Genomic DNA, 14755 nt, shown 5'->3' on the forward strand with positions numbered 1-14755 from the left:
CCGGTGGTGCCAGTGATGGTGGTGCTGACGGTGCTGCCGTTGACATAAACGTCATTGGTCGGGGTCTCGACCACGACAGTACCGGTGGTCTGGCCCGCGGCGATGGTGATGACCGAGCCGTTGCTCAAGGTCACGGTCATCGGTGTGCCGGCCGGGTTGCTCAGGGTCGCGGTGTAGGTGATCTGACCGCCTTCGATGACGCTGCCGGTGGCGGTCAGGGTCAGCCCGGTGTTGTCCACGGAATCGGTAATGGTGGTCACGACCGGCGTGGTGTTGGGCACCAGGTTCTCGAAGTTGCCGCCGGTGGTGCCAGTGATGGTGGTGCTGACGGTGCTGCCGTTGACATAAACGTCATTGGTCGGGGTCTCGACCACGACGGTGCCGGTGGTCTGGCCCGCGGCGATGGTGATGACCGAGCCGTTGCTCAAGGTCACGGTCATCGGTGTGCCGGCCGGGTTGCTCAGGGTCGCGGTGTAGGTGATCTGACCGCCTTCGATGACGCTGTTACCGGCCGTCAGGGTGACCGAGGTGGTGTCGAGGGTGTCGGTGACTTGGGTCACGGCCGGGACCGTAGGCGGCGTCACAGTGATGCCGCTGCCGCCGCTGGTACCGGTGACAGTTACATCGATCTGGGTCGCGTCGTTATAGACCGTGTCGTTCGCAGACAATGGCACGTTGACTGTGCCCGTGGTCCCGCCTGCGGGAATCACTATCACGGCGCCGTTGGACAACGTGACAGTCAGGTCGGTCAGCGGTGCCTGGGTCAGGGTCGCGGTGTACACCAGCACGCCACCGGCCTCGGTGATGGTCGGCGTGGCACTGAGGCTGAGGGCTGACTCACTCGGGGTATTGGTGTTGGTATTAACGTTGGTATTGGTATTGACGTTGGTGACCTGGCCACCCGGGATTTCCAGAGTCGTTTGCCCGTTAGTGTTGATACCCGCAGTCGGGAAGCCGATGGTCGGATCGACGCGGCCAGCGGTGGCGTCGAGCATCACGGAGCTGTGACCACCACCGGCGGCACCGCCAGAACTTGCGGCGGCCGGGCCAGCAGCGGTGGCTTCAAGGTCTTTGGTCGGGTCGGCACCGGCGACAATGGCCTGTTGCAGCTCTTCAACGGACGGCGCGGCTTGCGCGGTGGCAGCTGCCAGGTCAGTGCCGGAGTCCGGGGCGTCAGCGCTCCACTGGGTGTCACGGCCCAGATCCAGGGTGCGGCCATCGGCCAGTTCCAGGGACACGGCGCCGGAAAGGCCGGTGTCGATCTGGTCGCCGGCAAACAGTTTGTCGCCTTCAACGAGAACGCGGCGGATGCCCTCTGGGGACACCACGAAAACCTGACCAACAATGCTTTTGACGATGGCAACAACACTGCTCATTGAAGACTCTCCGGGGTGTCACGTTCAGTTGACTTCCATGGACCTGATGGCATCTGTCTGTGCCGACCAGTCTGGACGTACATTGCAAAATAGATGCACAAATTTGACGCATCAGTTCGTCAATATATTGGCTATATTTTTTCGTTATTAACTTTATGCCAAACTATTGACCTTCTTCGAGCCATCCTAAACAATCGCCCCAGTAATGTCACATTGATATTTCAGCTGTGACTCGTCCTCGGTATGTGATTCAGTTCCGTTTTTTGAACTTTCCGACATACGGTCATTCCGCTTGCCATCTTTCGACGCAGCGCGTTCTTTTGCTGTGATTCAAGACAAGAAGTTCTGGGAAATTCCTACAATGCGTTCGCCTATGTTCATGGCAATACCTTTCGTCCTCACCGCGTCTTTTGTGCAGGCACAGTCCTTACCAGAAGCCATGCAACAAGCGCTGGATGTCCATCCGGAAGTTCAGGCGGGTGTCAACAGTCGGTTGGCTGCGGATTATCAGTTGAAGGCTGCAAAAGGTGGATATTTGCCACGGGTCGACCTGCTGGGCGGTTATGGTCGTGAAGGCACCGATAGCGTGACGACGCGAACGGGCGGCAGCAACAATCACTGGGAAACCCTGAATCGCAGTGAGTCAAATTTACGTCTGACCCAAATGGTTTTTGACGGTTTTGCGACGTCCAGCGAAGTAGGGCGTCAACAAGCCACCGTCAACTCCCGCGCCTACTCGCTACTGAGTACTTCCGAGCGTACCGGGCTGACCGTGGCCCAGGTCTATCTCGACGTCCTGACTCGTCGCGAGTTCGTACGTCTGGCCGAGGACAACCTCAAGAGCCACCAGCGCATTTACGACCAGATCCAACTGCGCACCCAGCGTGGCGTCGGCAGTGGCGCCGACCTTGATCAGGCGGAGGCGCGGATGGCCCAGGCGCGCAACAACCTGATCACCGAGCAGACCAACCTGGCTGACGCCGAAACGAACTACCTCTCCGCTGTTGGCCAGATGCCCGATCAACTGGAACGCCCGGCGAGTTTCATGGCGCTGATGCCGGCCAACCTGAATGAAGCCCGTGCGCAGATGCTGGAAAACAGCCCGATCCTGCGTTCGGCCGAATCCGATATCGCCGCTGCCGAGAAGCAATACGACACGGCCAAGTCGACCTTCTACCCGCGCTTCGATGCTGAGTTGGGTCGCTCCGCGGACAACGACATTGATGGTCAGAACGGCCACAACAACGAATGGCAGGCCATGCTGCGCATGCGCTTCAATCTGTATGCCGGCGGCAGCAACAAGGCCGATCTGGAATCCAAGTCCTACCTGTCGAACCAGGCGCTGGACATCCGCAACAACGCCCTGCGCCAATTGAATGAAGAGCTGGGCCTGGCCTGGAACGCCCTGAACAACGCCAACGCGCAAGTGCCGATCGCCCAACAATACGTCGAGCACAGCACCGCCGTGCGTACCGCTTACCAGCGTCAGTTCAGCCTCGGCGAGCGCACCCTGCTCGATTTGCTCGATAGTGAGAACGAACTGTTTTCCTCCTCCCGCCGTCTGGCGGAGATCAAGAACATTCAGTTATTTACCCAGTACCGAATCAAGGCGACCATGGGCGAATTGCTCAAGAGCCAGGGAGTGGTCGCACCATTGGCATCCGTTGTGCAGAACGATATGAAGCCCAAGGTCCAATTGCCCGGTATGAATTAAGCAGGACCTTCATTGTTCAATTGTTAGCCAAGAGTGCCGAGCGTGGAATCAGAAGTCAGTCGGGTTCAACTCATTCATGATCCGCGCGCGTTGCATGACGATCCGTTGCTGGATGGTCTGCTCGCTCTTTGCATGCTGCACCAGAAGCCTGCCAGCGCGGCAATGCTCACCACCGGCCTGCCGCTGCCCGAGCAACGCTTGAGTGTCGACTTGCTACCTCGCGCGGCAGCTCGCGCGGGGCTGCAAGGTCGGGTGCTGCAACGCAAGCTGGAGGATATTCCGGCGATTGCGATGCCAGCATTGTTGTTGCTCAGGGACGGTCGAAGTGCCGTCCTGCTCGGCTGGCAAGGCGAAGATCAGGTACGGGTGCTGCTCAGCGAAAGCGACGGCGGTGAGTCCCTGGTCAGCCGTGACCTGCTGGCCGATGACTACACCGGCAAAGTCTTTTTCGCCCAGCCGCAGCACAAGTTCGACGTCAATCACGGCACGCTGATTCCGCGTGCGCGCTCGTGGTTCCGCGATACCCTCAAGCGTTCGCGCTGGTTGTACGCCGACGCCATCGCCGCCAGTTTTCTGATCAACATCATTGCCATGGCCGCGCCGTTGTTCGTGATGAACGTTTACGACCGTGTCGTGCCAAACCAGGCCGAGGCGACGCTCTGGGTGCTGGCACTCGGCATCACGGGCGCCTACCTGTTCGACCTGATCCTGAAAAGCCTGCGTAGCCTGTGCCTGGATCTGGCCGGCAAGAAAACCGACCTGATTATCTCGGCCACGCTGTTCGAGCGCATCGTCGGCATGGCCATGAAATACCGGCCGGCGCGGGTCGGCAGCTTTGCCCAGAACATCCATGAGTTCCAGAGCCTGCGGGACTTCCTCGCCTCGCTGACACTGACCAGCCTGATTGACCTGCCGTTCACTATTCTGATCTTTATCGTCATCGCGATCCTTGGCGGACATCTGGTTTGGATACCGGTACTGGCATTCCCGATCGCCCTGGCCATTGGCTATGCCTTGCAGAAACCCCTGGTGGCGACCATGGAACGGACCATGGCGCTGGGGGCCGAGCGTCAGTCGAGCCTGATCGAGACCCTGGCCGGCCTGGATGCGGTGAAGGTCAACAACGCCGAAAGCGAACGCCAGTATCAGTGGGAGCAGACAATCGGCACCCTCAGTCGCCTTGAGTTGCGGGTGAAAATGCTCTCCGGCCTGGCGATGAACATCACCTTGCTGATCCAGCAACTGGCCGGAGTGATCATGATCGTCTTCGGCGTGTACCAGATCATCGACGGTCACCTGAGTATGGGCGGCCTGATTGCCTGCTACATGCTCAGTGGTCGTGCGCTCAGCCCGCTGGCGTCACTGTCCGGGCTGCTGACTCGTTATCAGCAGGCGCGGGTGACCATGACCTCGGTCGACCAGATGATGGAGCTGCCCCAGGAGCGCAATTTCGAAGAGCGTCCGCTCAGCCGCAAGGTGCTGCAGGGCGGCATTGAGTGCCGCCAGCTCAACTTCACCTACCCGCAACAGCAGAACCTGGCGCTGAAGAACATCAACCTGTCGATCAGTCCCGGCGAGAAGGTCGGCATCATTGGCCGAAGCGGCTCGGGCAAGAGCTCGTTGGCGAAGTTGCTGGTGGGGCTGTACCAGCCGGATGACGGCGCGTTGTTGGTCGATGGTGTGGATATCCGCCAGATCGACGTCAGCGAGCTGCGCTACAACATCGGCTACGTGCCCCAGGACATTCAGTTGCTCGCCGGCACCTTGCGCGACAACCTGGTTTCCGGCGCGCGGTATGTCGAGGACGAACTGGTGCTGCAAGCCGCAGAACTGGCCGGCGTCCACGAGTATGCGCGCCTTCATCCGCAGGGTTATGAGCTGCAAGTCGGCGAGCGCGGGCAGAACCTCTCCGGCGGTCAACGGCAAAACGTCGCCCTGGCCCGTGCATTGTTGCTCAACCCGCCGATCCTGCTGCTCGACGAGCCGACCAGCGCCATGGACAACACCGGCGAAGAGCGCCTCAAGCAGCGCCTGGCAGCGGTGATCGAAAACAAGACCATGGTGCTGGTAACGCACCGGGCATCGCTGTTGTCGCTGGTGGATCGCCTGATCGTGGTCGACCGCGGGCAGATACTCGCCGACGGCCCGAAAGCCGCAGTGATGGAAGCGTTGAAGAAGGGGCAGATCAGTGTTGCTTAAGTCGGGTAAGGGTTCGATCCTTCGCTACTTCAAAGGCTCTGCTTCGCTGCAGGGCCAGCCGCTGCCGGAGGTCAACAAGGCGCTGATCGAGGATGCGCCCCGCGTGGTGCGGCTGACGATCTGGGCGATCATCGCGTTCTTTGTGTTCCTGATGCTCTGGGCCAACTTCGCGGTGATCGACGAGGTGACCAAGGGCGACGGCAAGGCGATTCCATCGTCGAAGATCCAGAAGATCCAGAACCTTGAAGGCGGTATCGTTGCCGAGCTGTTCGTCAAGGAAGGTCAGATTGTCGAAGCCGGTGCACCGCTGATTCGCCTGGACGACACACGATTTGCTTCGAACGTCGGTGAAACCGAGGCCGATCGGTTGTCGATGCTGCTGCGGGTCGAGCGCCTGAGCGCCGAGGTCGAAGATCGCCCGCTGAACTTCCCCGAGGATGTGCTCAAGGCCGTGCCGGGTCAGGCCAAGAGTGAAGAATCGCTCTATATCAGTCGTCGCCAGCAGTTGCACGATGAGATTGGTGGCTTGCAGGAGCAGCTGATCCAGCGCCAGCAAGAGCTGCGCGAATTCACCTCCAAACAGGCGCAGTATCGCCAGCAATTGGGCTTCCAGCGTCAGGAAATCAGCATGTCCGAGCCGTTGGTGGCCCAAGGCGCGGTATCACCGGTGGAAGTCCTGCGCCTCAGGCGTGCCGAAGCGGAGACCCGTGGTCAGCTCGACGCCACCACGCTGGCAATTCCACGAGCCGAATCGGCAATCAAGGAAGTACAGCGCAAGGTCGATGAAACCCGTGGCAAGTTCCGTAGCGAAGCCCTGACCCAACTCAACGAAGCACGCACCGACCTGAACAAGGCCCAGGCCACTGGTAAGGCCCTGGAAGACCGGGTCAGCCGGACGCTGGTCACTTCGCCAGTACGGGGCATCGTCAACAAGTTGCTGGTCAATACCATCGGTGGGGTTATCCAGCCGGGCAGCGACCTGGTGGAAATCGTGCCGCTGGACGATACTTTGCTGGTCGAGGCGAAGATCCGCCCGCAGGACATTGCATTCCTGCATCCGGGGCAGGAAGCGACGGTGAAATTTACCGCCTATGACTACACCATCTACGGTGGGATGAAGGCCAAGCTGGAGCAGATTGGTGCCGATACCATTACCGACGAAGACAAGAAGACCACCTACTACATCATCAAGCTGCGCACCGACCGCAGCCACTTGGGCACCGACGAAAAACCATTGCTGATCATTCCAGGGATGGTGGCTTCCGTGGACATCATCACCGGCAAGAAGACCGTGCTGAGCTACCTGCTCAAGCCGATCGTCCGCGCTCGGGCCGAAGCGCTGCACGAGCGGTAATCCACCTTCGGGGCCACCGGCCCCATCGCGAGCAAGCTCGCTCCCACAATGGATCTGTATTGAAACGCAATTTTTGTGTTTCCACTGACCCCTGTGGGAGCGAGCTTGCTCGCGATAGCGTCCGCCAAAACACCATAATCCTGTCAGAAAGTGACAAATAACGTCACACCACGATTTCTCCATTCCCTTCGCAATCGCCATATCGTTATTCGTTAACGGTATTTAAATTTCAATTCTTATACCTATAAAGTCAATTTCCTGCGTACCTGCCGACCAATCGGCGCGCCGCACGACACGAACCAACACGGGACCTCCGTGAGTTTCTGATCGACGCGCGCGCCTTTGAGCGTGCCGTGCGTGGGAGTGATTTATGTCTGCAGCTTCAGCTTCGCCAAGCATCGCGCCACAATTCTTTGACGTCCGCCCGTTCAGCGGTGCGGTGGGCGTCGAGATCATCGGTCTCGACCTGTCCCGCCCGATCAATGATCAGGACTTCACCCGTATTCACCGCGCGCACCTGGATCATCACGTGGTGGTGTTCCGCGACCAGCGCATAACCCCTGAGCAACAGATCAATTTCAGCCGTCGTTTTGGCGTGTTGCAGATCCATGTGCTCAAGCAGTTCCTGCTGGCAGGGCATCCGGAAATCCTCATCGTCTCTAACATTGTCGAAAACGGCCAGAACATCGGCCTCGGCGACGCCGGCAAGTTCTGGCACTCCGATCTTTCTTATAAGGAACTGCCGAGCCTGGGCTCGATGCTGCATGCCCAGGAACTGCCATCGGAAGGCGGCGACACGCTGTTCGCCGACATGCACAAAGCCTGGGACAACCTGCCGCTTGCATTGCGCAACGCCGTTGAAGGGCGTTCGGCGGCGCACTCCTACACCGCGCGTTACAGCGAGACCAAATTCGAAGGCAACTGGCGCCCGACCCTGACCCCGGAGCAACTCGCCCAGGTCGCCGAAGTCGTCCACCCGGTCGTGCGTACCCACCCGGAAAACGGTCGCAAGGCGTTGTTCGTCAGCGAGGGGTTCACCACCCGCATCGTTGGCCTGCCGGAAGACGAGAGCCAGCAACTGCTGACCGAGCTCTACACCCACAGCGTGTTGCCGCAAAACATCTACCGCCATCAATGGCAGCCCCATGACCTGGTGTTCTGGGACAACCGTTCGCTGATCCACCTCGCCGCCGGATGCCCCAGCCATCTGCGCCGCAAGCTGTATCGCACCACCATCCAGGGCGACGCGCCTTTCTGATTTGTCGGAGATCTGACCATGTCCAAACGTCTTCCATTCGCACCGCTGGCCGCAGCCATCGGTCTGGGTTTCAGCCTGATTGCCGGCAGCCTGGTGGCGCCAAACGTGGCCCACGCCGAAGGTGAAATCCGCATTGCCGAACAGTTCGGCATCGTTTACCTGCTGCTGAACGTGGTGCGCGATCAGAACCTGATCGAGAAGTACGGCAAGCAGGAAGGCATCGACATCAAGGTCGACTGGACCCAGCTCTCCGGCGGTGCAGCGGTCAACGACGCGTTGCTGTCGGGCTCTATCGACATTGCCGGCGCTGGTGTCGGCCCGCTGCTGACCATCTGGGATCGCACCCACGGCAAGCAGAACGTCAAGGCCGTGGCTTCCCTGGGCAACTTCCCGTACTACCTGGTGAGCAATAATCCCAAGGTCAAAACCATTGCCGACTTCACCGAGAAAGACCGCATCGCGGTGCCGGCGGTGGGCGTGTCGGTGCAGTCGCGCTTCCTGCAATACGCGGCGGCTAAACAGTGGGGCGACAAAGAGTTCAATCGCCTCGACAAGTACACCATCGCGGTTCCGCATCCCGATGCGACAGCGGCGCTGGTGGCTGGCGGCACCGAGCTGAGCGGGCACTTCTCCAACCCGCCGTTCCAGGATCAGGAACTGGCTAATCCCAACGTACACGTGGTGCTGAACACCTATGACCTGTTCGGGCCGAATTCGCCGACGGTGTTGTTCGCTACCGAGAAATTCCGCAACGAAAACCCGAAAACCTACAAAGCGTTTATTGACGCTTTGACCGAAGCGGCGCAATTCGCGCAGAACGACAAGGGCGCGGCAGCCGACACTTACATCCGCGTTACCAAGGCCAAAATCGATCGTGCGGCGTTGCTGAAAATTATCGACAACCCGCAGTTCGAGTTCAGCGTCACGCCGAAAAATACCTACCCGTTGGCCGAGTTCCTGTACCGCGTTGGCGCGATCAAAAACAAACCGGATTCGTGGAAGGATTACTTCTTCCAGGACACCAAACCACTGCAAGGGAGCTGACCGAAATGAACGCTCCTTTGCAAGGCCACACGGTCAGCAAACCGATCGCGGCAGCCCAGGCGCTGCTGTCGGTCGATAACGTCAGCCTCGAATACCGCACACCGCAGCGCGTGGTGCGGGCGACCCATCAAGTCAGTTTCGAAGTGGATCCGGCGGATCGTTTTGTCCTGCTGGGCCCGTCCGGTTGCGGCAAGTCGACGTTGCTCAAGGCCGCTGCCGGCTTCATCCAGCCAGTGGAAGGCGAGATCCGTCTGCAAGGCCAGCGCGTCGATGCGCCGGGACCGGACCGGATCGTGGTGTTTCAGGAGTTCGATCAATTGCCGCCGTGGAAAACCGTCAAACAGAACGTGATGTTTCCGCTTCTGGCTTCGAAAACCCTCAAGCGCAGGGAGGCCGAAGAGCGAGCGCTGCACTATCTGGAAAAGGTCGGCCTGGCGGCGTTTGCCGATGCTTATCCGCACACCTTGTCAGGCGGGATGAAGGCGCGGGTCGCCATCGCTCGGGCGCTGGCGATGCAGCCGAAAATCCTGTTGATGGACGAACCCTTCGCGGCCCTCGATGCACTGACCCGACGCAAGATGCAGGAAGAATTGCTGCTGCTCTGGGAAGAAGTGCGTTTCACGCTGCTGTTCGTCACGCACTCTATCGAAGAGGCACTGGTGGTGGGCAGTCGAATTCTGTTGCTGTCACCCCATCCGGGCCGGGTGAGAGCGGAAGTCCACAGCCACCAATACGATTTGCACAGCCTCGGCGGTGTGGCGTTTCAGGAATCGGCGCGACGTATTCATCGGCTGTTGTTCGATGAAGGTCAATCACCGCAAGCCGAGCATGAACTGGATTTCGCTGACATCCGCATCGCTTATTGAGCCAGTTGAAAGGAGGGCCCGATGAGCCATTTATCATCCCCGCGTGAAGAGTTCGAAACGGTTTTGCAGCCACTGACCAGCGTGCCGCTGGAGCGGGAGTTACCCCTCGGCCAGCGTCTATGGCAGCAAGGTTGGCTGCGCAAAAGCCTGATCCTGATTTTGCTCGCGGTGTTTTGGGAAGCTGTTGCCAGGTATCAAAACAACGACCTGCTGCTGCCGAGTTTTGTGCAAACCGCTCAATCGCTTTACGACGGCCTGCTCAGCGGCGAGTTGCTGGGCAAGGTGTGGATTTCTTTGGTGGTGTTGCTCAAGGGCTACCTGATCGGCATCGTCCTGGCGTTTGCCCTGACCACGCTGGCGGTGTCGACGCAATTCGGTAGTGATCTGCTCAGTACCCTGACCTCGATGTTCAATCCCTTGCCGGCCATCGCCCTGCTGCCGTTGGCGCTGCTCTGGTTTGGATTAGGCCAGAACAGCCTGATTTTCGTGCTGGTGCATTCGGTGCTCTGGGCCTTGGCGCTGAACACCTACGCCGGGTTCCTCGGCGTCTCGGAAACCCTGCGCATGGCCGGGCGCAACTACGGCCTCAAGGGAATGCGCTTCGTGCTGTTCATCCTGATTCCGGCAGCGCTGCCATCGATCCTCGCCGGGCTGAAGATCGGCTGGGCGTTTGCCTGGCGGACCTTGATTGCTGCCGAGTTGGTGTTTGGTGCGACCAGCGGCAAAGGTGGGTTGGGCTGGTACATCTTTCAGAATCGCAATGAGCTGTACACGGACAAGGTATTTGCCGGGTTGGCGGTGGTGATCCTGATTGGGTTGCTGGTGGAGAATCTGGTGTTTGATTCGTTGGAGCGGGTGACGGTCAGGCGGTGGGGGATGGTGCGGTGACTGCGAGTTGCCGCGTTAATTTGCCTCAGTGTTGCAATAGGTATCGGGCGTCTGCTTCAGCTTTTCAAAATCCAGAGTTGGACCACTTATCGAGGCCTCGTTCGTATACCCTCTGCTATAGCCAGCAGGCGGCGAGCCTGAGCCGGATTCATTGCGTTTCTACGTTCACGTGGCTGGGGCTGTTGTTCAGGTGGGCGGCGTGCGACTTCGGGGAAGTGGTTTGGACGAGGATGTGCCTCTAAGTAAACTTGGTATCTTGGGGGTGGTATAGCATTTGCCACAGTGTCAGCATTCCACAATTCCATAGTGGGTTTAGAGGTCATTGCCTGGTCGTAACTTGGTGGTGATCCAAAATTACTCGGCCCTCCAGAATTAGTCGGTCTTCCCGAGATGGGTTTAGCGTAACTTTTCCCCACCACAGGAATAGAGCGCTTCGAACTTGATGAAGCAGGTCCGATTGACATGTGATTGGGAACGCTGCCAGTTTCCCATTTTGCTGTTCCGTGTAACTCCCCCCCATCGTTGCCCCAATTGATCTTGGGCTTCTTGCCGCCAATATAGTCAGCGGCGTTAGCAAGAGCGGACATGTCATGCGTGTTCTCAAGCGTGCGACTTGCTTGCATAGCGCGCGCTGCTTCAGCACCGGCTGAAATGCGCACGAGACTTTTGGGTACTGGAACAGCAACATAATTGGGCAAATGAAATTCCGAAGCCAGCTTACGTGCCTTGGCAATCAAGGTTTGCCAGATATGCCCCGTCGGATCCGACCGGTTCACCGGATCCCCCACGCAATACATATACGCATTCAACCCCCCCCACCAAACGGGCTCCAACTGTCCGGGCTATGAAAACGCATCAATCGCGGGTTGTAGGCGCGATAGCCGTTGCCGAGCAAGTACCAACCGATATTCGCTTCACGTAACTGGCCATTGAACCCGAGCCGTGTCTCGACTCTCTGCTGCGCGGACTGCTCGCCGTACGCTGAGTAGCCGATGGTTTTGGTCAGTCCATCGACGATTTCGCCAATGATGGATTGGCTGCGGTCGGTTGCCAGCAGTACTACGCGTGGCCGGCTGCGGTTGTCTCGATCAACAGGTTGGCTCATGCCGGGATCTTCGCGGAAACGGGGCAGGCTTTGAGTTTTACTCGCTTGAGCCAGGTTTGCGAACTATCAGAACTGATAGTGGTGTGAGTTGTTTCTATGGGCTAGCGCGAATGGATGTGGTGACGGTTCCACCGCTTTCGCGAGCAGGCTCGCGAAGAGGTCGGTGCTGCCAACACATGATTCGGCAGTTTGTTTGCTAGCATTGCGTCTGAATCAGTCCAGATCAAACACGAGTGCTCACCATGCAACTCCCAGACATGAACCTGTTAGTCGCCCTCGACGCCCTGCTCGACGAGGGCAGTGTGGTGGGTGCCGCGCGGCGGATGAACCTCAGCCCGGCGGCCATGAGCCGGACGTTGACGCGCATTCGCGAGGCCATTGGCGATCCGATCCTGGTGCGCGCCGGCCGTGGCCTGGTACCGACCCCCAAGGCACTGGAGTTGCGCGAACAGGTTCGCAGCGTGGTGGAACAGGCCGGTTTGCTGTTTCGTTCGGCCGATGCGGTGGAACTGAGTTCGCTACGGCGGCGGTTCAGTATTCGGGCCAACGACTTTTTTGTCGGCGTCTACGGCGGCAAGCTGTTCGACACCCTTGACCGGCAGGCACCGCACTGTGAGTTGCGTTTCGTCCCGGAAGGCGATGGCGATGATGAGGCGTTGCGCGAAGGGCGGATCGATCTGAGCGTCAGCAACACCCGGCCGTTGACCCCGGAAGTGAAGATTCAGAACCTGTTTTCCACCCACTTCGTTGGTCTGGTGCGCGAGGATCATCCGCTGTTGGACGGTGAGATCACCGCGGAGCGTTACGCGGGGTTCTCGCATATCAGCATGTCCCGGCGCGGCATTGCCCGGGGGCCGATTGATACCGCGCTCAACGCCTTGGGGCTGGAGCGGCGGGTGGCGGTGATCGCGCCGAGCTTTCATGCGGCGATGTTTGCCTTGCCCGATTCGGACCTGATTCTGCCGGTGCCCAAGGAAGCCTTGCTGAGTGTGCGGCGGCTCGGACTGAAGCTGCGCTCGTTCGACCTGCCGATTCCGTTGCCGACCTTGATGCTGACACAGGCCTGGCATCCGCGATTCGACAAGGATCCGGCCCACCGCTGGCTGCGTGAAACGCTGAAATCCTGCTGCGATGAAACCTGGCTGGCCGCCCAGCCGGACTGACCTGAACGCAATTCCCCTCCCCCTGTAGGAGCGAGCTTGCTCGCGAAAAACGTCTGAACGACACGATCAATCAGTCAGCACGCGTTATCGTTGACGTCCATCGCGAGCAAGCTCGCTCCTACAGGGGGCAGGGGATTGTATCGTTGCGTCTAGCGCACTTATAACCTGCCAATAAGTTGATTTTCGTCAGGCATCACGCTTCCTAGAATGCTTCGGTCTTTCCACGCCGGAGCTTGCAGTACATGACTTCCCTTACGGTCACGGCACCTGTTGCTGCGGCCAGCACGGCAGCCGCTCCACCCGTCTTCGGCCCGCGGATCATCATCGGCCTCGTTGGCGTATTGCTGGCAGTGCTGGTGTCGGGCCTGAACGAGATGGTGACCAAAGTCGCCCTGGCCGACATCCGTGGTGCGTTGGCCATCGGCTACGACGAAGGCACCTGGCTGGTCGCCTGTTACACCGCGACTTCGGTGGCGGCCATGGCTTTTGCGCCATGGTGTGCGGTGACGTTCTCGTTGCGGCGTTTCACCCTGTGCGCCATCAGCCTGTTCACCCTGTTGGGTGCGCTGTGCCCCATCGCCCCGAATTACGAAAGCCTGCTGTTGCTACGCACCTTGCAAGGCCTGGCGGGCGGTGCATTACCTCCCATGCTGATGACCGTGGCCCTGCGCTTTCTGCCGGCCAATGTGAAGTTGTATGGCCTGGCCGGTTATGCCCTGACGGCGACGTTCGGCCCGGGTCTGGGCACGCCGCTGGCGGGGTTGTGGACCGAGTATGTCGGCTGGCAATGGACCTTCTGGCAAATCATCGCGCCTTGCCTGATTGCCATGGCCGCAGTGGCGTATGGCTTACCCCAGGACCCCCTGCGCCTGGAGCGCTTCAAGTCCTTCAACTGGCGTGGTGTGCTGCTGGGCTTTCCCGCGATTTGCATGCTGGTGATCGGCATCCTGCAGGGCAATCGTCTGGACTGGTTCGAGTCGAACCTGATCTGCGGGTTGCTCGGTGGTGGGCTGTTGTTGCTGGTGCTGTTTTTGACTGGCGAGTGGTCGCAGCCGATTCCGTTTTTCAAGATGCAGATGCTCGGCATCCGTAACCTGTCTTTCGCCCTGCTGACCCTGGCGGGCGTGCTGGTGGTGTTACAGGCGGTGATCATTATTCCATCCAGCTACCTGGCGCAGGTCCAGGGTTATCGGCCGGTGCAGACCGCGCCGATCATGCTGCTGGCGGCGCTGCCGCAATTGATTGCGCTGCCGTTGGTGGCGGCACTGTGCAACTTTCGCTGGGTCGATTGCCGCTATGTATTGGGCATTGGCCTGAGCATGCTGGCGCTGTCATGCGTCGGCGGCTCGCAATTGACGTCCGCGTGGATTCGTGACGATTTCTATGTGCTGCAATGGCTGCAGATTTTCGGTCAGCCCATGGCGGTGTTGCCGCTGCTGATGCTGTCCACCGGCAGCATAAACCCGATGGAAGGGCCGTTCGCATCGGCCTGGTTCAACACCGTCAAAGGCCTGTCGGCGGTCATCGCCACCGGGGTGATCGAGGCGTTGACCACGGCACGCCTGCATTTCCACTCGACCATGCTGGTCGACCGTCTCGGCAACTCACCGCTGGCGGAGCGCGACAGCGCAAGTCTCGCTCATCGTCTGCATGAACAAGCGGTGGTGCTCACTTCCTCCGACCTTTACCTGTGCATGGCCGGTATCGCCGTGACCTTGGTCCTGCTGATTTTCTGGCTGCCGACACGGATTTATCCACCGCGCGCACCGACCTGATTGCTCCACTGAA

General features: G+C 59.5%; 11 protein-coding genes. 9 read left to right on the forward strand and 2 right to left on the reverse strand.

The annotated features are described in order from the left end of the window. A partial coding sequence (locus AC3WTM_RS09795; RefSeq protein ID WP_492587604.1) for a retention module-containing protein occupies nucleotides 1–1376 on the reverse strand: 1376 nt, incomplete at its 3' end. A 361-nt stretch (nucleotides 1377–1737) separates the two neighbouring features. On the opposite strand from AC3WTM_RS09795, the gene AC3WTM_RS09800 reads away from it, so the two are divergent. The 7 genes from AC3WTM_RS09800 to AC3WTM_RS09830 all read left to right on the forward strand — a co-directional run bounded on the left by AC3WTM_RS09800 (nucleotide 1738) and on the right by AC3WTM_RS09830 (nucleotide 10699). After that, on the forward strand, nucleotides 1738–3090 hold the full coding sequence (locus AC3WTM_RS09800; RefSeq protein WP_102672437.1) for a TolC family outer membrane protein: 1353 nt from the start codon (nucleotides 1738–1740) through the stop codon (nucleotides 3088–3090). 42 nt (nucleotides 3091–3132) lie between these two features. Next, nucleotides 3133–5289: a type I secretion system permease/ATPase gene (locus tag AC3WTM_RS09805; protein ID WP_102672438.1), complete on the forward strand. Its 2157-nt coding sequence runs from the start codon at nucleotides 3133–3135 to the stop codon at nucleotides 5287–5289. Continuing rightward, nucleotides 5279–6643: an HlyD family type I secretion periplasmic adaptor subunit gene (locus tag AC3WTM_RS09810; RefSeq protein ID WP_102672439.1), complete on the forward strand. Its 1365-nt coding sequence runs from the start codon at nucleotides 5279–5281 to the stop codon at nucleotides 6641–6643. Before AC3WTM_RS09805 ends, AC3WTM_RS09810 begins: the two co-directional genes overlap by 11 nt. A 370-nt stretch (nucleotides 6644–7013) precedes the next feature. Beyond that, nucleotides 7014–7901 (forward strand): TauD/TfdA dioxygenase family protein, encoded by an 888-nt coding sequence (locus tag AC3WTM_RS09815; RefSeq protein ID WP_102672440.1) that lies wholly within the window; start codon nucleotides 7014–7016, stop codon nucleotides 7899–7901. 18 nt (nucleotides 7902–7919) lie between these two features. Then, nucleotides 7920–8945 carry an ABC transporter substrate-binding protein gene (locus AC3WTM_RS09820; RefSeq protein ID WP_102672441.1) on the forward strand — a complete coding sequence of 342 codons (1026 nt, stop codon included), beginning with the start codon at nucleotides 7920–7922 and terminating at the stop codon, nucleotides 8943–8945. Nucleotides 8946–8950: 5 nt separating this feature from the next. Then, nucleotides 8951–9811 carry an ABC transporter ATP-binding protein gene (locus AC3WTM_RS09825; RefSeq protein WP_102672442.1) on the forward strand — a complete coding sequence of 287 codons (861 nt, stop codon included), beginning with the start codon at nucleotides 8951–8953 and terminating at the stop codon, nucleotides 9809–9811. A 21-nt stretch (nucleotides 9812–9832) separates the two neighbouring features. Next, nucleotides 9833–10699, forward strand: coding sequence for an ABC transporter permease (locus AC3WTM_RS09830; RefSeq protein WP_102672443.1), 867 nt, complete (start codon nucleotides 9833–9835; stop codon nucleotides 10697–10699). 805 nt (nucleotides 10700–11504) lie between these two features. Here the strand turns inward: AC3WTM_RS09830 and AC3WTM_RS09835 are convergent. Further along, nucleotides 11505–11804 (reverse strand): RHS repeat-associated core domain-containing protein, encoded by a 300-nt coding sequence (locus AC3WTM_RS09835; RefSeq protein WP_256586127.1) that lies wholly within the window; start codon nucleotides 11802–11804, stop codon nucleotides 11505–11507. A 242-nt stretch (nucleotides 11805–12046) separates the two neighbouring features. On the opposite strand from AC3WTM_RS09835, the gene AC3WTM_RS09840 reads away from it, so the two are divergent. Further along, entirely contained in the window at nucleotides 12047–12967 is a 921-nt protein-coding gene (locus AC3WTM_RS09840; protein ID WP_102672444.1) for a LysR family transcriptional regulator, read from the forward strand. 242 nt (nucleotides 12968–13209) lie between these two features. After that, nucleotides 13210–14742, forward strand: coding sequence for an MFS transporter (locus tag AC3WTM_RS09845; protein WP_102672445.1), 1533 nt, complete (start codon nucleotides 13210–13212; stop codon nucleotides 14740–14742). Nucleotides 14743–14755 lie beyond the last annotated feature (13 nt).

It is taken from the genome of Pseudomonas sp. EU05-FHT14B02, from assembly GCF_058791055.1.